The sequence below is a fragment of the Streptomyces sp. A0592 genome, from assembly GCF_004795115.1.
In the GTDB taxonomy this organism is placed as follows: domain Bacteria; phylum Actinomycetota; class Actinomycetes; order Streptomycetales; family Streptomycetaceae; genus Streptomyces; species Streptomyces erythrochromogenes.
Window position 1 is genome coordinate 99,704 of sequence record NZ_SSBM01000006.1, and the last position, 20,059, is coordinate 119,762.

18 protein-coding genes are annotated in these 20,059 nt (G+C 73.9%); 12 read left to right on the plus strand and 6 right to left on the minus strand.

Annotated elements, in window-relative coordinates:
* Window positions 1–10: 10 nt before the first annotated feature.
* The 5 genes from E6U81_RS11445 to E6U81_RS11465 form a co-directional block, all read right to left on the minus strand.
* On the minus strand, window positions 11–1,126 hold the full coding sequence (locus E6U81_RS11445) for a DegT/DnrJ/EryC1/StrS family aminotransferase (protein WP_136229971.1): 1,116 nt from the start codon (window positions 1,124–1,126) through the stop codon (window positions 11–13).
* Entirely contained in the window at window positions 1,123–1,974 is an 852-nt protein-coding gene (locus E6U81_RS11450; protein ID WP_206309904.1) for a NeuD/PglB/VioB family sugar acetyltransferase, read from the minus strand. Before E6U81_RS11450 ends, E6U81_RS11445 begins: the two co-directional genes overlap by 4 nt.
* The gene (locus tag E6U81_RS11455) at window positions 1,971–3,122 is read right to left on the minus strand and encodes a DegT/DnrJ/EryC1/StrS family aminotransferase (protein WP_206309905.1); all 1,152 of its coding nucleotides are present in this window, start codon (window positions 3,120–3,122) and stop codon (window positions 1,971–1,973) included. Before E6U81_RS11455 ends, E6U81_RS11450 begins: the two co-directional genes overlap by 4 nt.
* A complete protein-coding gene (locus E6U81_RS11460; protein WP_136229972.1) occupies window positions 3,119–4,114 on the minus strand; it encodes an NAD-dependent epimerase/dehydratase family protein in 996 nt (331 codons plus the stop codon). The genes E6U81_RS11455 and E6U81_RS11460 overlap by 4 nt, the downstream gene beginning before the upstream one ends.
* Window positions 4,115–4,201: 87 nt before the next feature.
* A complete protein-coding gene (locus E6U81_RS11465) occupies window positions 4,202–5,326 on the minus strand; it encodes a Gfo/Idh/MocA family oxidoreductase (RefSeq protein ID WP_240803763.1) in 1,125 nt (374 codons plus the stop codon).
* A gap of 372 nt (window positions 5,327–5,698) precedes the next feature.
* On the opposite strand from E6U81_RS11465, the gene E6U81_RS11470 reads away from it, so the two are divergent.
* The 3 genes from E6U81_RS11470 to E6U81_RS11480 all read left to right on the plus strand — a co-directional run bounded on the left by E6U81_RS11470 (window position 5,699) and on the right by E6U81_RS11480 (window position 9,050).
* Window positions 5,699–6,559 carry a glycosyltransferase gene (locus E6U81_RS11470; protein ID WP_136229974.1) on the plus strand — a complete coding sequence of 287 codons (861 nt, stop codon included), beginning with the start codon at window positions 5,699–5,701 and terminating at the stop codon, window positions 6,557–6,559.
* A gap of 125 nt (window positions 6,560–6,684) precedes the next feature.
* The gene (locus E6U81_RS11475) at window positions 6,685–8,025 is read left to right on the plus strand and encodes an MFS transporter (RefSeq protein WP_136229975.1); all 1,341 of its coding nucleotides are present in this window, start codon (window positions 6,685–6,687) and stop codon (window positions 8,023–8,025) included.
* A gap of 8 nt (window positions 8,026–8,033) precedes the next feature.
* Window positions 8,034–9,050, plus strand: a complete 1,017-nt coding sequence (locus E6U81_RS11480; protein ID WP_136229976.1) for a PD40 domain-containing protein — start codon at window positions 8,034–8,036, stop codon at window positions 9,048–9,050.
* A gap of 11 nt (window positions 9,051–9,061) precedes the next feature.
* On the opposite strand, the gene E6U81_RS11485 is transcribed toward E6U81_RS11480, so the two are convergent.
* Window positions 9,062–9,925 carry an alpha/beta fold hydrolase gene (locus E6U81_RS11485; protein WP_136229977.1) on the minus strand — a complete coding sequence of 288 codons (864 nt, stop codon included), beginning with the start codon at window positions 9,923–9,925 and terminating at the stop codon, window positions 9,062–9,064.
* A 119-nt stretch (window positions 9,926–10,044) separates the two neighbouring features.
* Here E6U81_RS11485 and E6U81_RS11490 point away from each other — a divergent pair, with 119 nt between their 5' ends.
* The 9 genes from E6U81_RS11490 to E6U81_RS11530 all read left to right on the plus strand — a co-directional run bounded on the left by E6U81_RS11490 (window position 10,045) and on the right by E6U81_RS11530 (window position 20,017).
* Window positions 10,045–10,416, plus strand: a complete 372-nt coding sequence (locus E6U81_RS11490; RefSeq protein ID WP_136229978.1) for a low affinity iron permease family protein — start codon at window positions 10,045–10,047, stop codon at window positions 10,414–10,416.
* 999 nt (window positions 10,417–11,415) lie between these two features.
* Complete coding sequence (locus tag E6U81_RS11495) at window positions 11,416–13,167, plus strand: enoyl-CoA hydratase-related protein (RefSeq protein WP_136229979.1); 1,752 nt, start codon at window positions 11,416–11,418, stop codon at window positions 13,165–13,167.
* Window positions 13,168–13,246: 79 nt separating this feature from the next.
* Window positions 13,247–14,302, plus strand: a complete 1,056-nt coding sequence (locus E6U81_RS11500) for a hydrogenase expression protein HypE (RefSeq protein WP_136229980.1) — start codon at window positions 13,247–13,249, stop codon at window positions 14,300–14,302.
* 71 nt (window positions 14,303–14,373) lie between these two features.
* Window positions 14,374–16,158: a nickel-dependent hydrogenase large subunit gene (locus E6U81_RS11505; protein WP_136229981.1), complete on the plus strand. Its 1,785-nt coding sequence runs from the start codon at window positions 14,374–14,376 to the stop codon at window positions 16,156–16,158.
* On the plus strand, window positions 16,155–16,682 hold the full coding sequence (locus E6U81_RS11510; RefSeq protein ID WP_136229982.1) for a hypothetical protein: 528 nt from the start codon (window positions 16,155–16,157) through the stop codon (window positions 16,680–16,682). The genes E6U81_RS11505 and E6U81_RS11510 overlap by 4 nt, the downstream gene beginning before the upstream one ends.
* Window positions 16,679–17,341, plus strand: a complete 663-nt coding sequence (locus tag E6U81_RS11515; protein ID WP_240803764.1) for a DUF5947 family protein — start codon at window positions 16,679–16,681, stop codon at window positions 17,339–17,341. The genes E6U81_RS11510 and E6U81_RS11515 overlap by 4 nt, the downstream gene beginning before the upstream one ends.
* Complete coding sequence (locus E6U81_RS11520) at window positions 17,338–18,051, plus strand: DUF6084 family protein (protein WP_136229983.1); 714 nt, start codon at window positions 17,338–17,340, stop codon at window positions 18,049–18,051. The genes E6U81_RS11515 and E6U81_RS11520 overlap by 4 nt, the downstream gene beginning before the upstream one ends.
* Window positions 18,048–19,466: a hypothetical protein gene (locus E6U81_RS11525; protein WP_136229984.1), complete on the plus strand. Its 1,419-nt coding sequence runs from the start codon at window positions 18,048–18,050 to the stop codon at window positions 19,464–19,466. Before E6U81_RS11520 ends, E6U81_RS11525 begins: the two co-directional genes overlap by 4 nt.
* On the plus strand, window positions 19,463–20,017 hold the full coding sequence (locus E6U81_RS11530; RefSeq protein WP_136229985.1) for a hydrogenase maturation protease: 555 nt from the start codon (window positions 19,463–19,465) through the stop codon (window positions 20,015–20,017). Before E6U81_RS11525 ends, E6U81_RS11530 begins: the two co-directional genes overlap by 4 nt.
* Window positions 20,018–20,059: the final 42 nt, after the last annotated feature.

Below are 20,059 nucleotides of genomic sequence, written 5' to 3' on the forward strand. Positions count from 1 at the left end.
CCGGCACGTATCAGCGCAGGGCGTCGGAGAACGCTTCCACGACCCGCTGCTGCTGGGCAGCGGTGATCTGCGGGAAGAGGGGGAGGGAGAGCATGCTGTCCGCTGCCTGCTCCGCGTGCGGGAAGTCCCCGCGACCGTGACCGAGGTGGCCGAAGGCCCCGGTGAGGTGGACCGGAGCCGGGTAGTGCACGCCCGCGCCGATCCCCTCCGCGTTCAGCTTGCCGACGACGGTGTCGCGGTCCGCTCCGGAGATCCGGACGACGTACAGGTGCCAGACGTGGACGTTGCCCTCCGTCGTGACCGGCAGTGCGACGCGACCCGCCGCGGCGAGATCGCCGAGCAGCTCGTCGTAGCGGGCGGCGGCGGCCCGCCGGGCCGCGTTCCCCTCCGCCAGACGGGCCAGCTTCGCCCGCAGGACCACGGCCTGCAGACCGTCCAGCCGGCTGTTGAAACCGGCCACGTCATGGCGGTACTTGGCTACGCCGCCGTGATTGGCGATCGCCCGCACGAGGTCGGCGCGCTCCTGGTCGTCGGTCACCACCGCGCCGGCGTCCCCGTAGGCCCCCAGGTTCTTGCCCGGGTAGAAGCTGGTGGCCGCGATCGTCCCGCTGCCGGGGGAGCGGCCGTCACGGGTCGCCCCCTGGCTCTGCGCCGCGTCCTCGACGACCTTCACGTGCGACGGGACCCGCTCCGCCAGTTCCGCGGCGGCCGCGCACTGCCCGTACAGGTGGACGGGCACCATCGCGCGGGTGGCCCTGCCGACCGCGTCCAGCGCGGCCTGCGGGTCCATCAGCAGGGTGTCGGGAAGGCAGTCGACCAGCACCGGCCTGGCGCCGATCCGGGCGACGGCGCCCGCGGTGGCGATGAAGGTGTTGGCGGGCAGCACCACCTCGTCGCCGACGCCGACCCCGGAGGCGCGCAGGGCCAGTTCGAGGGCGTCCGTGCCGTTGGCGACCCCCACGCAGTGGCGGACCCCGGCGAACTCGGCGTACTCGCGCTCGAAGGCCTGGACCTCCGCACCGCCGATGAAGGCCGTGCCGGCCAGCACACGGTCGAATCCGGCCCTTAACTCCTCGGCGACCTCGGCGTGCGCCGCCTTCAGGTCGACGAGCGGTATCTGGTTCATACGACGGGACTCTCCATCCGTGTCTGCGGCCGCCGGCCGCTGGGGCCGGTGCCGTCCTCCGTGCCGTGCGCCGGCGCCCCGGCCGGCATCGGCGCGTCCCCGGCGCGGCCGCACAGGGCCCCGCCGGGTCCGCTCGCATCGCGGGCCAGTTCGGCGAGGGCGGTGGGCCCCGCCGGCCGCAGGAGGCGGGCCGGGCTGCCGGCCCACACCTCCCCGGCCGGAACATCCGCGAGGACGGTGCTGCCCATGCCGGTCAGCGACCAGGCGCCGATCGCGGCGTACTCCCGGACCAGCGCCCCCGCCCCCACGTACGCACCGCGCCCCACCCGCACCCCGCCGCCCAGGCGGACGCCCGAGGCGAGGGTGGCGAAGTCCCCGACCTCGTCCTCGTGGGTGAGCACCACCTGCGGCATCACCGCCACGTGCGACCCGACCCGGACGCCGGCCGTCAGCACGCAGTGCGCGAGCAGCACCGAGCCGGGGCCCACGGCCGAGGAGCCCGACACCGCCGCCGCCGGATGCACCACGGTCGCGTACCGGTCCGCCGGCAGCCCCAGGCGCCGCACCAGGCGGGCCCGCACCGCGTAGTCCCGCGGACTGCCCACGCAGACCACCACCCGGGCGGACGGCAGCTCGTGGACCAGCTCGCAGCCGCCCGGCACCGGCACCCCGTCGACCTCCCGGCCGTGCAGCGCCGGATCGTCGTCGAGGTGCCCGGCGAGCCGCCACCGCGGCGCGCGGCCGCGCGCCACGTCGGCCGCGGCCACGTCCCGCACGGCCTGCGCGGTCTCCCGCGCGAACCCGCCCGCACCGACGATCAGCAGGTCCTCGGTCACCGGAGCGCTCATCCGCCGGCCTGCTCCCGGAGCACCGCCACCACCCGGTCCTGCTGGGCCGCGGTCATGGTGTGGAACAGCGGGAGGATCAGGGAGTCGCGGCTGATCCGCTCGGTCACCGGCAGCGCCGCAGCGCCGTGGCCCTCGTACGCCGGCTCCAGGTGCGAGGCCATGATCCCGCGCCGGGCCGAGATGCCGGCCTCGGAGAGCACCGCGAGCAGCTCGTCCCGGCCCACGGGGAAGTCCTCGGCCAGAAGCACCCAGTACGACTGGAAGTTGCCCTGCCCGTGGGCGGGATCGCGGACCGGGCGCACGCCCGGGACCTCGCGCAGCAGCTCCGCGTACCGGGCGGCGAGCGAGCGCCGCCGGGCCACGATCTCGTCCAGCCTGCCGAGCTGCACCAGGCCGACCGCGGCCTGGATGTCGGTCATCCGGTAGTTGTAGCCGACCTCCAGGTAGCTCTCGACGATCGGCTTGCTGCTCGCGTGACGCTGGGCGGCCGACACGTTCATACCGTGCTCGCGCAGCCGGCGCAGCCGCTGCGCCCACTGTGCGTCGTCCGTGGTCACCATGCCGCCCTCGCCGGTGGTGATCACCTTGCGGGGGTGGAAGGACCAGGCGGCGAGCAGCGCCCCGTGGCCGACGGACTTCCCGCCGACCGTCGCGCCGATGCCGCAGGCGGCGTCCTCCACGAGGGCGACCTCCCACTCGGCGCACGCCGCGCGCAGCGCGTGCACGTCGGCGGGCACCCCGCCCTGGTGGACGGCGAGCACCGCCTTCGTGCGGGGGGTGCGGACCGCGTTCACGGTGGCCGGGGTCAGGTTCCCGGTGGCCTCCTCGACGTCGGCGAACACCGGCCGCGCGCCCACGTAGCGCACGGCGTTGGCGGTGGCGATGAATGACAGGGAGGGGACGATCACCTCGTCGCCCGGCCCGAGGTCCAGCGCGACGAGGGCCAGGTGCAGGGCGGTGGTGCACGAGCTCACGGCGATGCCGTGCTCGGCGCCCACCCGCTCCGCGAAGGCCCGCTCGAACTCGGCGACCCGGGGCCCCTGGGCGACCCAGCCCGAGAGCACCGCGTCCGCGGCGGCCTTCGCCTCCTCCTCGCCCAGCCAGGGCACCATCACGGGGATCCGGGCGCCCGCGTCCGGGGCGCTCATCGGCCCGCCCCCGCCGCCGCGTCGGCGGCGCGCTCGGCCCGCCACCAGTCCACCAGGTCCCGCAGACCGGTGCGCAGGTCGATCCCGGCCGTGAAGCCGAGGCGCTCGGAGGCCTGCGCGGTGTCCGCGAGGCGGCGGGTCACGCCGTTCACGGCGCGGGCCGGGCCGTGCTCCGGCACCAGGCCGTCCGCGCCCATCGCCTCCAGCAGGCCGTTCGCCAGCTCCAGCAGGCTGGTCTCCGTCCCGCTCGCGACGTTGAACACCTCGTCGGTCAGGTCCGATTCGGCCGCCAGCAGGTTGGCGCGCGCGATGTCGCGCACGTCCACGAAGTCCATCGTCTGCAGGCCGTCACCGAGGATCAGCGGCGGCTCGCCCGAGGCTATGCGCTCCATCCAGCGGATGAGCACCTCGGTGTAGAGCCCGTGGATGTCCATCCGCGGCCCGTACACGTTGAAGTAGCGCAGCGCGACGTAGTCGAGCCCGTACATCGAGTGGAAGCTGCGCAGCATCCCCTCGTTGAAGGCCTTCGCCGCGCCGTAGAAGGTGTCGTTGTTGTAGGGGTGGTGGCGCTCGGACGTCGGGAACTGCTCGGCCAGCCCGTAGACGGATGCCGAGGACGAGGCGATCACCTTGCCCACCCCGGCGGCTGCCGCCGCCTCCAGCACGTTGAACGTGCCGTCCACCATCACCTCGTTCGCCAGCCGCGGCTCCTCCGCGCACTGGGTGATCCGGATGGCGGCCAGGTGGAAGACCAGGTCGGCGCCCTCCGTCACCTTCCGTACCGCCGCCACGTCGCGGATGTCGCCCTCGACGACCTCGACGACGCCGCTCGGCAGGGCGCGGGCCAGGTTGGCGGTCCGCCCCCGCACGAAGTTGTCGAGCACCACGATCTCGCGTGCCCCGTTGTCCACCAGCTGGTCCACCACGTGCGAGCCGATGGTGCCCGCTCCGCCGGTGACCAGAATCTTCTTGCCTCGTACGCTGCTGCTCAACGCCCTGCTCCCACTGGATCGGTCGTGGTCCTGCGTGTGACGGAATGCGAAAGGCCCCGATGGGGACCTGGATCGGACCGCGAGGGGTCAGCGCCCGGTGCGCAGCCCGACGACCGCGCCGCGGAACTCCAGGCTCCTGGAGGCCGCTTCGAGGATGTCCAGCACCTTCAGGCCCGCCCGGCCGTCGGTCAGCGGCGCCCGGCCCGTCCTGATGGCGTCGGCGAACTCCTCGACCATGCTGCGCAGGGCTTCCTTCTCGCCGATGGCCGGCGCCACCATGTCGCCCGACCGGTAGGAGACGAGCATGTCGCGGCGCTCGTCGGCGCCGATCTCCTGCGGGGCGCTCAGCTCCACGCCCCGGTCGAACACCGAGACGCGCTGGGTGGGGTTGAGGTCGTCCCAGACCAGGGTGCGCTTGGAGCCGCCGACCATGGTGGTGCGGACCTTCGTCGGGGAGAGCCAGTTGACGTGCACGTGCGCGATGGCACCGGTGTTCAGCTGGAGGGTCAGGTAGGCCACGCAGGACTGGCCGGCCCCGATCGGGTCGGCGCCGGTCGCCGCGACGGCCACCGGCTGCACGTGGTCGGGGAGGATGAAGTCGAGGACCGAGAGGTCGTGGGGGGCCAGGTCCCACAGGACGTCGACGTCCTTCTGGACGAGCCCCAGGTTGATCCGGACCGAGTCGACGAAGTGGATCTCGCCCAGTTCCCCGGAGCGGACCATCTCGCGGATCCGGCGCACCGCAGGCGTGTAGCAGTAGGTGTGGTCGCACATCAGGGTGAGACCGCGCTTCTCGGCCTCCGCGACCAGCCGCATCCCGTCCTCGTACGTGGCGGCGAGCGGCTTCTCCACGAGGACGTGCTTGCCGGCGCGCAGGGCGGCCAGCGCGACGTCCAGGTGCGTCCCGGCCGGGGTGGCCACGGCGACCGCCTGGACGGACGGGTCGGCGAGGACCGCGGCGTAGTCCGAGGTCGGCTGCACCGTGGAGTACCGGCCGAGCACCTGACGCGCCCGGTCGAGGTCCAGGTCGCAGAGGTATCGCAGCCGGTACTGCGGGCTGGACTGGAAGTTGCGGACGAGATTGGGGCCCCAGTAGCCCGCCCCGACCACCGCGATGCCTAACGGCGCCGCGGACCCCCGGCCCGAGATTGCGGCACCCTGCCCGACGGTCCGGTCGGCGCTCTGCGCGCCGTCCTTGGAGGTGTCCTTCACAGCGTTCCCTTCCTTCCGCGCACGCCGGCTGGCGTGTCGACAACCCATGGCCGGGGACGCGTGGGGTGGAGGTGGAACGCCGTCGTCGAGGGCACGCCGGACGCCTGCGCGTCCCGTGCGTGACCTGCTCAACGGTGATGGCCCCCCACAACCGATGTTCTGCGTGCATCGCATATGCCGCCCCCCGGCCCGACCGCCTGTTCCCCACAAGCAGCCGAACCCGTACCACCCTTGCCGGTTCCGGATCGCGCCGGCCGCGCCGCAGCGCGCCGAAATCCGGTCGGCGCCGCTCAATCTAGTCCACCGGGCGTACCCCCGGGCAGAGTTGGCGGAATCGCCGGGAGCTGGTGTTCGAGCGTGCATACTGCCCGGGTGACCAGCATCGTGATACCGGCCCACAACGAGGGCCGGGTCATCGGCCGGCTCCTCGACGCGCTCCTGGCCGACTCCCCGTCGTCCGGGCCCGACATCGTCGTGGTGTGCAACGGCTGTACGGACGACACCGCCCGGGCGGCGGGCGCGCGCGGCGACCGCGTACGCGTCGTGGAGATCCCGACCCCCTCCAAACACACGGCACTTCGGGTCGGCGACGAGCACGCGCGCGGCTTCCCCCGGCTGTACGTGGACGCCGACGTCGTCCTCGGGGCCGCCGACGTACGGGCCCTGACCGGCGCGCTCGCCGCGGACCCGGACCTGCTCGCCGCCGCCCCCGGCCGGGACATCCCGCCGACCGGCTGCGCCTGGCCGGTCCGGGCCTACTATCGGGTGTGGCAGCGGCTGCCGGCCGTCCGCGAGGGCCTGTTCGGCCGAGGCGTCATCGCCGTGACCGAGGAGGGGCACAAGCGGATCGCCGCACTGCCCCCGCTGATGGCCGACGACCTGGCCGCGTCCCTGGCCTTCGGGCCGGGGGAGCGGCGCGTGGTCGAGGAGGCCCGGGTCGTCGTGCGCCCGCCGCGCACCTGGTCCGACCTGATCCGGCGCAAGGTTCGCGCGGCGACCTCCTCCGCCGAGTTCGAGCGCTTCCAGGCCGCACGGGAGGCCTGTGCGGGAGCCGCGCCCTCGGCGCGCACCGGAGCGTCCGACCTGCGCGCCCTGCTGCGCGCCGATCCGGAACTGCTGCCCTCGGTCCTGGTGTTCGCGGTGGCCGCGCTCGCCGCCCGCCGGGGCGCCCGCAGGGCCATCCGCGAGCAGGACTTCTCCACCTGGCTCCGGGACGAGAGCAGCCGCCGGTGACACACCGGTGCGTACGGCCGAATCGCGCCGTACGCGCCACAGTTGGCCCGTACACGTACTAGGGTTCGGGATCGACCCGCACGTTCGAACGACCTCAGACCGTCTGCACGGGGGAGCTCCAGAGCATGTACCTCGCGGACCGCTCCGCGCCCTCGGGCGCGAAGACCGCGCCGCCGGACCGGGGATCCGGCAGGGCCGCGGCGGTCGCCCCGACCGTCCTCGCGCTGGGCACCGTCAGCCTCATCACCGACGTCTCCTCCGAGATGGTCACCGCCGTCCTGCCCCTGTACCTGATCGCGGGGCTGGGCCTGAGCCCGCTCGGATTCGGCGCCCTCGACGGGGTCTACAACGGCGTCAGCGCCCTGGTGCAGCTCACCGGCGGCCACCTCGCCGACCGGGTCCGCAACCACAAACTGGTCGCCGGCATCGGCTACGGCCTGTCCGCCCTGTGCAAGCCCCTGCTGCTGCTCGCCCACAGCCTGGGCCCGATCAGCGTGATCCTCGCGCTGGAACGCACCGGCAAGGGCCTGCGCACCGCCCCGCGCGACGCACTCATCTCCCTTTCCACACCTGACCGGTTACAGGGCCGGGCCTTCGGCGTCCACCGGGCCATGGACACCACCGGCGCGCTGCTCGGCCCCCTCGCCGCCTTCCTCATCCTCGGCGTGGCCGTCGACGGCTACGACGCCGTCTTCGGCGTCAGTGCCTGCGTCGCCGTACTCGGCGTCGTGGTGCTCATGCTGTTCGTCCCCTCCGGCGCGGGCGACACCCCGCCCCGGCCGGCCGCGGCCCCGGCCGCCGCCCTTCCGGCCGCGGCCCGACCGAACCCCGTACGCCTGCGCGACGCGGCGGCCCTGCTGCGCCTGCCGCGGCTGCGCGCCCTGGCGCTCTGCGCGGTCCTGCTCGGCCTCACCACCGTCAGCGACGCCTTCGTCTACCTGCTGCTCCAGCGCCGGACCGGCATCGACGACCAGTGGTTCCCGCTCCTGCCGCTCGGCACCGCCGCCGTGTTCCTGCTGCTGGCCGTCCCGGCCGGCGCCCTGGCCGACCGGATCGGGCGCCGCACCGTCTTCCTGACCGGGCACGCCCTCCTCCTCGCCGCCTACGCCCTGCTGCTGTGGGCCCCCGACCAGCCCGCTCTGCCCTACCTCGTACTCGCCCTGCACGGCATGTTCTACGCCGCCACCGACGGGGTACTGCCCGCCGCCGTCGCCGCCACCGTCCCCGAGTCCCTGCGCGCCACCGGGCTGGCCCTGGTCGGCACCGGCCAGGCGCTGGCCCGGTTCGCCTGCTCCCTCGCCTTCGGCGGGGCGTGGACCCTCTGGGGCACCGGCCCGGCACTCGCCGCCGCCGCGGCCGGTCTGCTCTGCTGCGCGGCCGTCGCCGGCTACGTCCTGCGACCGTCGCCGCCCGTGCCCACCACACCCGCCGCACCCGCCGCACCCGCTCCGCCCCGACATCCGTGAGGAACCCGATGACACGCTCCCGCCGCCTGCTCGTCCTCGCGGTGGCGGTGCTGCTGCTCGGTGGCGTCGGCGCCGCCCTGGTGCTGCGCGCCGCCTCCCGCGCCGACCGGCCGCAGACCGGCGGCCCGGCGGCGACCGCGGGGGCCGTCACGCTGACGGCCGGACGGGACACCCTGACCTTCCTCGGCAGCGGACAGGGCCCGCACCGCGGGGCCCTGGCCTCCGTCCCGGCCGATGCGCCCGAGGGCACCCGCACGGTGTCCGACCTCACCTGCCAGCGCTTCCACGCCGCCGCGGGGACCGGCGTCTGCCTGCGCTCCAGCCCGGGCGCGCTCGCCCAGGACAACAAGGCGATCGTCGTCGACGCCGAGCTTCGCCAGGTGCGCACCTTCCCCCTGGCGGGCACGCCCAGCCGGGCCCGCGTCTCGCCCAGCGGCCGCTTCGCCGCCTGGACCGTTTTCGTCTCCGGCGAGTCCTACGGTGCGGCGTTCTTCTCCACACGCACCGCGATCCTGGACACCAGGACCTGGAAACTGGAGCCCAACCTGGAGGAGTTCGCCATCACCATGGACGGACGGGACTACCGCGCCCAGGACGTGAACTTCTGGGGCGTCACCTTCGCCAAGGACGACGACACCTTCTACGCCACCCTCGCCACGGCCGGCGAGACGCACCTGGTCAAGGGATCGGTCTCCCGACGCACCGTCACCACCCTGACCAAGAACGTCGAATGCCCGTCCCTGTCCCCTGACGGGACGCGCATCGCGTACAAGAAGCGGGTGCGGGCCGGCGCCTCCCTGTGGCGCGAACACGTCATGGATCTGGGGACGTTGCGGGACCACCCGCTCGCCGAGAAGCGCAGCGTGGACGACCAGGCCGCCTGGCTCGACGACGCCACTCTGGCCTACGGCCTGCCCGGCGACGGCGCCGCCGACCGCACGGACCTGTGGACCGTGCCCGCCGACGGCTCCGGGACCCCCCGGCTGCTGACCTCCGGAGCCTCCTCCCCGGCCCGTCTGGGCTGACGGGCGGCAGATCAGCCCCGGTCCACGAAGGTCCGTACCCGCTCGACGAGCGCGGCGCTGTCCCGGATCCACGCGTAGTGCCGGCTGCCCCGGGAGCCCTCGCCGAGCGCGAGCTCCCAGTACGTCACGCGCGCGCTCGTCAGCTTGTCCGCGAGCCCGCGCACCCCGGCGGGCGGGGCCATGGCGTCGCCCTTGATGGCGACCGCCAGGACCGGCAGGTCCAGCTTCGCCAGCGCGGGCTCGAAGTCCACCTCGGAGGACGGCACGTGGTAGCAGCCCGTCCTGACCTGCGTCGCCATGTCCTTCAGGACCTGCGCGGAGTCGTTGCCGAGCACGCCGATGCGGCGGCCGGGGAAGTACCCGTACACCGCGGAGAACGCGGCCGCGAACCGGAAGGCGGCGAGCATGCCCAGGCTCTGCGGGAAGGGCCAGCCGCGGTAGTGGCACGAGGGGGCTCCCACCAGGACCGCGCCCGAAGCCATGTGCGGTTCCTGGCTGAGGTAGAGGGTGCCGAGCTGCCCGCCGAGGCTGTGCCCCAGGAGGTGGCGCGGAGCCGCCGGGAAGGCGGCCGCGACGGCGCGGAAGAGCGCGGGGCAGTCGTACGCCACCATCTCGTGATAGCCGTAGCGCACCCCCCGCCCCACGCGCACGGAGCTCGTCCCCTGCCCGCGCAGCTCGCCGACCGCCACCTGGAACCCGGCCCCCGCGAGGGCGTCCGCGAGCGGGGCGTAGGCGGCGGCCCTGGTGCCCATGGCGGGCAGGCACACCAGGACCGGCGCCGACGGATCGTCGGGTCTGCGGTGCAGCAGAACGCCCGACGTGGCGCCGTCCTCGGCGCGCACGGTCTCGGTGGTCACCTCGACGGGCGGAATCACGTGGCTCCCGATGTCCGGTGGAAAACCTTGGGCCGACCTCAGTGTGCGGGATCTCGGCCGTTCGCCCGAGCGGGCGAACCAGGTGGTTCGAGGTACCCGGAGCGGGCAGGCGTGGGGGCATGACCTTTGAGCATCCCGCGAAAGAGGGCGAGGCGGACGAGCCCGGGCGATTCGCGAGGCTCGCGGAACTTGCCTCCAACTTCACCAGCTCCGCCGGCTTCTCCGTGTTCTGCGTCCTGCTCGTGGCGGCCTTCATCGTGGTCCACCTGCTCCATCTGGACACGAGCTGGCAGCACCTGGTCGGCGACGCGATGGGCGCGGTGGCCCTGCTCCTGCTGGCCCTGCTGAAGAACTCCGAACGCCGGGCGGAACACGCCATCCAGGTCAAACTCAACGCCATCGCGGCCGCCCTGCTGGAGCAACAGGAGGGCGAATGGGGCCAGGCCCACAAGGACCTCCAGAAGGCGATCGGCATGGAAAACCGCCAGTAGCCTCCCGGCGGGGCAGCAGGTTTCCGCGGGCCGGTCCGGCCGTTCGGCTCCCGCCGGGGGCGACCGAGTACCGGCGGGGCGGGATGGCACGGTGCGGCTCCCGCCCGGGGGTGGCCGGATACCGAGGGGCAGGAGGGCTCGGTTGGGCTTTCGCCGGGGTGGCCGGTTTTCCGCTGGGCGGGATGCCATGGGTGGGGCGGTGCCCCGCCGGAGTGTCTCCTCGGCCCTTCGGCTTTCGCCGGGGTGGCCGGGTTTCCGCTGGGCGGGATGGAACGGGTGGGGCGGTGCCCCGCCGGAGTATCTCCTCGGCTCGCGCGGTTCGGCATGTCGCGGCTGTACCCGGCGGTGCGCGCTCGTCCTGCGGGGACACTCCGCCGTGTCCCCACCCCACGCCAGCGCTTCGGTGTCCCCCGGAACCGGGCTCGTACAGCTGGAGCGGGGACGGGGAGGGGTGTCCCCGCAGGACGAGCGCGCAACCACCTCCCACAGCCGAGAGGTGCCCGCCTGGCGCGAGCCGAGGAGATACCCCTGCGCGGCACCGCGACCGACCCCCACCGCGCCCGGATCCCGACCCGCCGCCCCGCCAGGGGTACGGCACCGAGCCCGAACCCCGGCCCGGCTCCCCGCCAGGGGTACGGCACCGAGCCCGAACCCCGCCCCGCCGCCCCGCCAGGGGTACGGCACCGAGCCCGAACCCCGGCCCGGCTCCCCGCGAGGGGTGCGGCATCGCGACCGGATCCCGCCCGGCTCCCCGCGAGGGGGCCCGCAGGGGCCGCGGGCCCGGAGTCGGATCCCGCATCGCCCGGCCAGGGCAACGTCAAGGGTGGGCCGAGCGGCCGTGCCCCCCGGCGCTTTCGGGTGACATCGCCGCTCCGCTTCGGCCGCCCCCCGCCCCGAGGGGACGAGCATCGCAGGCGGCCGGTCGTGCTCCGGTCACCAGCCGCCGAACAGGCCCGGCACCCGCGACGCGGCGGCTCCGGGCCGCCGCCGGGAGACCACGTGTACGTCCTGCTTGTCGCGAGCGCGTTCAACAGCCTCACCCAGCGGGTCCACGCCGAGCTGCGCGACCACGGCCACCGGGTGGCCGTCGAACTGGCTCTGCCCGACGCCCCCCTGGGCGACACCGTGCGCCGCCACCGCCCCGACCTCGTCCTCGCGCCGATGCTGCGCACCGCCATCCCCGAGGACGTCTGGGCCGCGTACACCTGCCTCGTCGTCCACCCGGGGCCGGTCGGCGACCGCGGCCCGTCCTCCCTCGACCACGCCGTCCAGGACGGCGAGACCCGTTGGGGGGTGACGGTCCTCCAGGCCAACGCCGAGATGGACGCCGGCGACGTCTGGGCCACCGCCGACTGCCCGGTGCCCCCCGTCGGCAAGAGCGACCTCTACCGCGGTGAGATCGCCGACGCCGCGCTGGAGGCCGTTCTGCTCGCCGTGGAGCGCTTCGCCTCCGGTCGTCACGTCCCGCGCCCCCAGACCGGCGGCCGGGCCCGGCCGCCGGTGCGCCAGGACGACCGCCGGATCGACTGGGCGGCGGACGGCACCGAGCGCGTCCTGCGCGTCCTGCGCGCCGCCGACTCGCAGCCCGGCGTACGCGACCACCTGCTCGGCGCCGACTGGTACCTGCACGGCGGCCACCGCGAGGACGGCCTGCGCGGCCGCCCCGGCGAGCTCCTCGCCACCCGGGCCGGTGCGGTCTGCCGGGCCACGGCCGACGGGGCCGTGTGGATCCCCGAGCTGCGCGCCCCCCGCACAGCGGGCGCCCCGCCCACCCCCAGGCTCCCGGCCACGCTCGCGCTCGCCGACCGGCTGAGCGACCTGCCCCCGCTGCCCGAACTGCCCGCCCCGCCGGCCGCCGGTCCGTACCGCCCGGCCTGGTCCGACATCGGCTACCACGAGGAGGGCCGCACCGGCTTCCTGACGTTCTCCTTCCCCGGCGGCGCGATGAGCACCGCGCACTGCCGCCGCCTGCTGGACGCGTACCGGACCGCCTGCACCCGCCCCACCACCGTCCTGGTCCTGGGCGGCGGCCGCGACTTCTTCTCCAACGGCATCCACCTGGGCATCATCGAGGCCGCCGCGGACCCCGCCGAGGAGTCCTGGGCCAACATCAACGCCATGAACGACCTGGTCGAGGCGGTGCTGACCACCACCGACCGCCTCGTGGTCAGCGCCCTCGGCGGCAACGCCGCCGCCGGCGGCGCCATGCTCGCCCTCGCCGCCGACGAGGTCTGGTGCCGTTCCGGCGTCGTCCTGAACCCGCACTACCGCCTGATGGGGCTGTACGGCTCCGAGTACTGGACGTACACCCTGCCCCGACGCGTCGGCCCCGCCCTCGCGGACCGCCTCACCACCGAGGCCCTGCCGCTGGGGGCCGCCGCCGCGCAGCGGATCGGGCTGACCGACCGTACGGTGCCCTGCGCTCCCGGCGACTTCCCCGGCGAGGCGCAGCGCCTCGCGGTGCGTCTCGCGGACCTGCCCGGCACCGCCTCCCGGATCGCCGCGAAGAAGGCCGCACGCGAGCGCGACGAGGCGCGGCGCCCGCTGGCCGCCCACCGGGAGGCCGAGCTGGCGCTGATGCGGCGGACCTTCTTCGACCCGCACGCCCCCTACCACGCCCTGCGCCGCGCCTTCGTCCGCAAGGAGCGGCCCTCGGCGACCCCGCCCCACCTCACCCGCGCCGCCGCGGACCGGCGCGGTGTCACTGGACTGGCCGCACCAGACGCGGCGTCCGGCCCCGGCAGCTGTTAGCAAGAAATGTGGAGCCGAGGCAGACCGCCTCCCCTCCCACCCCTCTCACACCCTGATCCCCTCCCCGAGGAGGCAGCGCATGGCCGCAGTGACGAAGGACCCGGTCGAAGACCCCGTGATCCACATCCTCTGGATCAACGCGGGTCTGAGCTGCGACGGCGACTCCGTGTCCCTGACGGCGGCGATGCAGCCGAGCATCGAGGAGATCGTCACCGGCACCCTGCCCGGTCTCCCCAAGATCGCCGTGCACTGGCCCCTGATCGACTTCGAATGCGGCCCGGTCGGCGGCGCGGACACCTTCATCGAGTGGTTCTTCAAGGGTGAGCGCGGCGAGATCGACCCGTTCGTCCTCGTCGTCGAGGGTTCGATCCCCAACGAGTCGATCAAGCCCGAGGGCTACTGGTGCGGGTTCGGCGACGACCCGGCGACCGGCCAGCCCATCACCACCAGTGAGTGGATCGACCGGCTGGCCCCCAAGGCCCTCGCCGTCGTCGCCATCGGCACCTGCGCCACGTACGGCGGCATCCACGCGATGGAGGGCAACCCGACGGGCGCCATGGGCGTGCCCGACTACCTGGGCTGGGACTGGAAGTCGCAGGCCGGCATCCCCATCGTGTGCGTGCCCGGCTGTCCGATCCAGCCGGACAACTTCTCGGAGACCCTGACGTACCTGCTCTACCAGGCGGCCGGCTCGGCCCCGATGATCCCCCTCGACGACAAGCTGCGCCCCACCTGGCTGTTCGGCGCGACCGTGCACGAGGGCTGCGACCGCGCCGGCTACTACGAGCAGGGCCAGTTCGCCCACACCTACGACTCCCCGAAGTGCCTGGTCAAGCTGGGCTGCTGGGGTCCCGTCGTGAAGTGCAACGTCCCCAAGCGCGGCTGGATGAACGGCATCGGCGGCTGCCCCAACGTCGGCGGCATCTGCATCGCCTGCACCATGCCCGGCTTCCCCGACAAGTTCATGCCCTTCATGGACGAGCCCCCCGGCGCGAAGGTCTCCGCGACCGCGAGCGGCGCGTACGGGGCGCTGATCCGCAAGCTCCGCTCGGTCACCGCCCACACCGTGGACGAGGAGCCGAAGTGGCGGCGTGCCGGCCGGAGCCTGACCACGGGCTACCGCCCGCCCTGGTGACGGACCGCTCCTCCCGCCCCCTCCCGCAGACAACGCCCCGCACGTACCGAAGAAGGGTCACGGCAGAAACGATGGCACCGAACACGAAGGCGGCCGGTGACGGCAGCGGCCTGGTGGAGATGGCCTGGGATCCGATCACCCGGATCGTCGGCAGCCTCGGCATCCACACGAAGATCGACTTCAAGCAGAAGCGCGTCGCGGAGTGCTACAGCACCTCGTCGGTCTTCCGCGGCTACAGCGTCTTCATGCGCGGCAAGGACCCCCGCGACGCGCACTTCATCACCAGCCGCATCTGCGGGATCTGCGGCGACAACCACGCCACGTGCTCCGTGTACGCGCAGAACATGGCCTACGGGGTGAAGCCGCCGCACCTCGGCGAGTGGATCATCAACCTGGGCGAGTCCGCGGAGTACATGTTCGACCACAACATCTTCCAGGAGAACCTGGTCGGGGTCGACTACTGCGAGAAGATGGTCCGCGAGACCAACCCCGGGGTCCTGGAACTGGCCGAGCGCACCGAGGCCCCGCACGCCGGCGACCACGGCTACCGCACCATCGCCGACATCATGCGCTCCCTCAACCCCATCGAGGGCGAGTTCTACCGCGAGGCCCTCCAGGTCAGCCGCTACACGCGCGAGATGTTCTGTCTGATGGAGGGGCGCCACGTGCACCCCTCCACGCTCTACCCGGGCGGCGTGGGCACCGTCGCCTCCGTCCAGCTCTTCACGGACTACATGAGCCGGCTCATGCGGTACGTCGAGTTCATGAAGCGCGTCGTCCCGCTCCACGACGACCTCTTCGACTTCTTCTACGAGGCCCTGCCGGGCTACGAGGAGGTCGGCCGCCGCCGGGTGCTGCTCGGCTGCTGGGGTGCGCTCAACGACCCCGAGCACTGCGACTTCACCTACGCCAACATGACCGACTGGGGACGGAAGATGTTCGTCACCCCGGGCGTCGTCGTGGACGGCAAACTCGTCACCAACGACCTCACCGAGATCAACCTCGGCATCCGCATCCTGCTCGGCAGCTCGTACTACGACGACTGGGAGGGCAAGGAGCAGTTCGTCACACACGACCCGCTCGGCAACCCGGTCGACCCCCGCCACCCGTGGAACCAGCACACCATCCCGGCCCCGCAGAAGCGCAACTTCGACGACAAGTACAGCTGGGTGATGTCGCCCCGCTGGTTCGACGGCAAGGACCACCTCGCCCTCGACACCGGCGGCGGCCCCATCGCCCGCCTGTGGTCCACGGCCCTGTCCGGCCTCGTCGACGTCGGCTACGTCAAGGCCACCGGGCACAGCGTCGTCATCAACCTGCCCCGCACGATGACCAAGCCCGAGACCCGCTTCGAGTGGAAGATCCCGAAGTGGAGCAACGCGCTGGAGCGCAACCGCGCCCGCACCTACTTCCAGGCGTACGCGGCCGCCATCGCCCTGCACTGCGCCGAGAAGGGCCTCGCCGAGGTCCGCGCGGGACGCACCCAGACCTGGGAGAAGTTCGAGGTGCCGGACGAGTCCATCGGCGTCGGCTTCACCGAGGCCGTCCGGGGCGTCCTCTCGCACCACATGGTCATCCGCGACGGCAAGATCGCCAACTACCACCCCTACCCGCCGACGCCGTGGAACGCGAGCACCCGCGACACCTTCGGCACACCCGGACCGTACGAGGACGCCGTGCAGAACACCCCGATCTTCGAGGAGAACACCCCGGAGAACTTCAAGGGCATCGACATCATGCGCGCCGTGCGCAGTTTCGACCCCTGCCTGCCCTGCGGCGTCCACATGTACGTCGGCGGCGGCAAGACCGTGAAGACCATGCACGTCCCCACCGGCCTGAGCGGACTGGGCGGATGAGCGCGGCCGTCGACGCCCGGGAGGCGGGCCGCCGCGTCGAGGAGGTCCTCGACCGGCTGGCCGCCACCGGGGACCGCGAGGCGTGCGCGGCAGCCGAGGAACTCGTGCGGGTGCTGATGGAGTTCTACGGCGCCGGGCTCGCCCGGATCGCCGAGAAGCTGGGGGACGGTCCGCTGGCCGCGGCCGCGGACGACGAGCTCGTGGCGAGCCTGCTCTCCCTGCACGGCCTGCACCCCGAGGACGTGCACACCCGGATCGCCCGCGCCCTGGCCGGCGCGGCCGACCCGGTGGAACTGCTCGGCTTCGACGAGGCCACCGGTGTCCTGCGGCTGCGCCCCGCGGCCGCACCCACCGGCTGCGGCTGCGGCCCCGGCGGCGAGGAGGGCGCCCGGCGGACGCTGGAGGACGCCCTGACCTGCTTCGCCCCCGAGGTCACCGGCGTGGAGATGGAGCCCGCCCCGGCCCCGCAGCCCGCGCTGCTGCAGATCGGCACCCGGCCGCAGAGCCCGGCGCGGGTTCCGTGAGCGGGCCCGCCCTGCGTACGGGGGGCCCGCGCGGCCTGCGCCGGTTCGCAGGCCCGCGCCCGCCCCGGCCCGAGACCTGCGAGCTGTGCGGGGTGGCCGTGCCCCCGGACGGGCACCGCCACCTGGTGGAGACCGAGAAGCGGACGCTGGTCTGCGCCTGCACCGGCTGCTCCCTGCTGTTCGACCGGCCCGGCGCCCGGACCGGCCGCTACCGGACGGTCCCCGACCGCTACCTGACCGACCCGGACCACCGGCTCGACGCCGGGGTGTGGGAACGGCTCCAGATCCCCGTCGGCGTCGCCTTCTTCTTCCGCAACGCCGCACTGGACCGGCTGGTCGCCCTCTACCCCAGCCCCGCCGGGGCGACCGAGAGCGAACTCGATCCGCAGACCTGGCAGCAGGTCCTCGACGGCGGCCCGCTGGCCGCCCTGCTCGAACCCGACACGGAAGCCCTGCTCGTGCACCGCTGGGAGGGCCGCTCCGGCTGCTACCTCGTGCCGATCGACGTCTGCTACGAACTGGTCGGCCGGATGCGGATGCTGTGGCAGGGCTTCGACGGAGGGGCCGAGGCGCGGGCCGCCCTCGGCACCTTCTTCGACGACGTCGAACGGCGGGCCAGGCCCGTGGCCCCCGCAGCCCCCGCGGGGGACCGGTCATGACGGGCTTCGGCTTCACCTGCACCGGCGTGCGGGCCGACCCGTACGCCGCCGGCCCCACCCTCGTCTTCCGGTTGCGCGTCACCGCCGACCCGGACACCCGGGTGCACGCCCTCGCCCTGCGCTGCCAGATCCGCATCGAACCGGCCCGGCGCGGCTACGGCCCCGCCGAGGCGGAGGGCCTCGCCGACCTGTTCGGCGAACGCTCTCGGTGGGGCACCACGCTCCAGCCCGTGCAGTTCGCCCTGGTGTCGGTGATGGTGCCCGGTTTCACCGGGGAGACCGAGACGGACCTCGTCGTGCCCTGCACCTACGACATGGACATCGCGGCGACCCGGTACTTCGAGGCCCTCCAGGACGGCGAGGTCCCGCTGCTGATGCTGTTCTCCGGCACCGCCTTCACCGGCGAGGCCGGCTTCCGGGTGGAGCCCGTGCCCTGGGACCGCGAAGCCGCGTACCGGATGCCCGTGGCCGTCTGGCGCGAGATGGTCGAGCAGCACTTCCCCGGCTGCGGATGGCTCCGGCTGCCCCGCGACACCATGGCCGAGCTGCTCGCCCACCGCTCCCGCCACGCGCTCGCCTCCTGGGAGGCGACCGTACGCTCCCTGCTGGACGCGGCCGATCCCGCGCCCGCGGCCGGACCCCCGCCCCCGCCCGGGGCCGTCCGGCCGGGTGCGCTGCGTCCGCGCCTCACCGAGAGGACGGCCCCGTGACCACGACCACCACCGCGGACGCCCGCTTCGCCGCCGCCCGGCAGGTGGCCGACGCCGTCCTCCTCGAGGGGTACGTGCTCTACCCGTACCGGGCCTCCGCCGCCAAGAACCGGATGCGCTGGCAGTTCGGGGTCCTCGTGCCCCCGGCATGGGGTCCGGCCCACGGCGAGCACGCCTTCCAGCGGACCGAGATCCTGATGGAGCCGAGAGGCGACGCGACGCTCGCCCTGGAGCTTCGGTTCCTGCACGCGCAGCGGCGTACGGTCCAGCAGGCCCTGGACGGCGGCGGCTTCGCCGACGTCGACGAACTGCACCTGGCCGACCGGGTCCTCGTCCCCTGGGACGAGGGCACCGAGGAGCACGTCGAACTGGCCGTACCCGTAAGCGGGTTGGCGGGTGAGGGCGTCTGCGTGCCGTTCGCCCGCCCCGCCCGCGACGACATCGAGGCCGTCCTCGACGCCGACGGGCGGACGGCGGGCCGCCTGGTGCGGCGGACCGAGGCGATCGAGGGCGTACTGCGACTGCGGGCCGTGGAACTCGACGGCGCCTACCGGGTGTTCCGGCTCACGGCCGTCGTGGAGAACACCAGCCCGTGGACCCCCGCGGCCGGATCCGGCGCCGACCGCGAGGCGGCTCTGCCCCGCTCGCTGGTCGCCGCCCACCTCCTGCTCGGACTCGACTCCGGTTCCTTCCTGTCGATGACCGACCCGCCCGAATGGGCCCGGGAGGCCGTCGCCGCCTGCGAGAACCGCCACACCTGGCCGGTGCTGGCAGGCGAGGCGGGCCGCGCCGACGTGGTCCTGTCCTCCCCGATCATCCTGGAGGACCACCCGGCCATCGCCCCCGAGAGCGCGGGCGCCATGTACGACGCCACCGAGATCGACGAGATCCTCGCCCTGCGCACGGCGGCCCTGACCGACCAGGAGAAGCGCGAGGCGCGAGGCACGGACGCCCGGGCAGCCGCCGTCATCGACCTCGCCGACTCCCTGCCCCCCGAGGTGCTGGAACGCCTGCACGGCGCGGTGCGCTCCCTGCGGGAGGTCACCGGCCCGGACGGTCCGGAGCAGATCTGCGAAGTACCCGACGAGGAAGCGGTGTTCAGGCCGGACACCCCCTGGTGGGACCCGGCCGGGGCCGACACCGCCGATCCGGCCCGCGACCGCGTCACCATCGACGGCGCCCCCGTCGGACCCGGCAGCCGCGTCCTGCTCCGCCCCGGGCCGCGCCGCACCGACGCCCAGGACCTCTTCCTGCACGGTCGCTCCGCACAGGTCGAGGCCGTCCTGCACGACGTCGACGGGGGAGTGCACCTCGCCGTCACGGTGGAGGACGACCCCGGCGCGGACATCCGCCGGGAACAGGGCCGCTTCCTCTACTTCCAGCCCGACGAGGTCACCCTGCTGGAGGACGCGTGAGCCCCAAGGTCCTGATCGCGGGCATCGGCAACGTCTTCCTCGGCGACGACGGGTTCGGCGTGGAGACCGTCCGGGCCCTGTCCGCGCACCCCCTGCCCGACGGGGTCGAGGTCGTGGACTTCGGTGTGCGCGGGATCCACCTCGCCTACCAGCTCCTCGACGGCTACGACACGCTCGTGCTGGTCGACGCCACCGCCCGCGGCGGCGCACCGGGCACGCTCTACCTCATCGAGACGGAAGCGGGCGCGGCCGACGGGGCCGGCACGCGGGCCGCAGGACCCGGCGAAGGGCCCGTGCTCGACGGCCACCACATGTCGCCCGACACCGTCCTCGCCCTGCTGGGCGCCCTGTGCGCCGGAACCGGCGCCACCCCTCCGCGGCGCACGCTGGTCCTCGGCTGCGAACCGGCCTGCGTCGAGGAGGGCATCGGACTGAGCCCGCCCGTCGCCGCCGCCGTGCCGGAGGCCGTCCGCATGGCCCTGGACCTGCTCGACCGCCCGGCCCCCGACGAAGCCGGCGAACCCCGCCGCGAACTGAGGAGAACCCCATGAAGAAGGCCGTCATCAGCGGGGCCGCGCTCGCCGTCCTCGCCG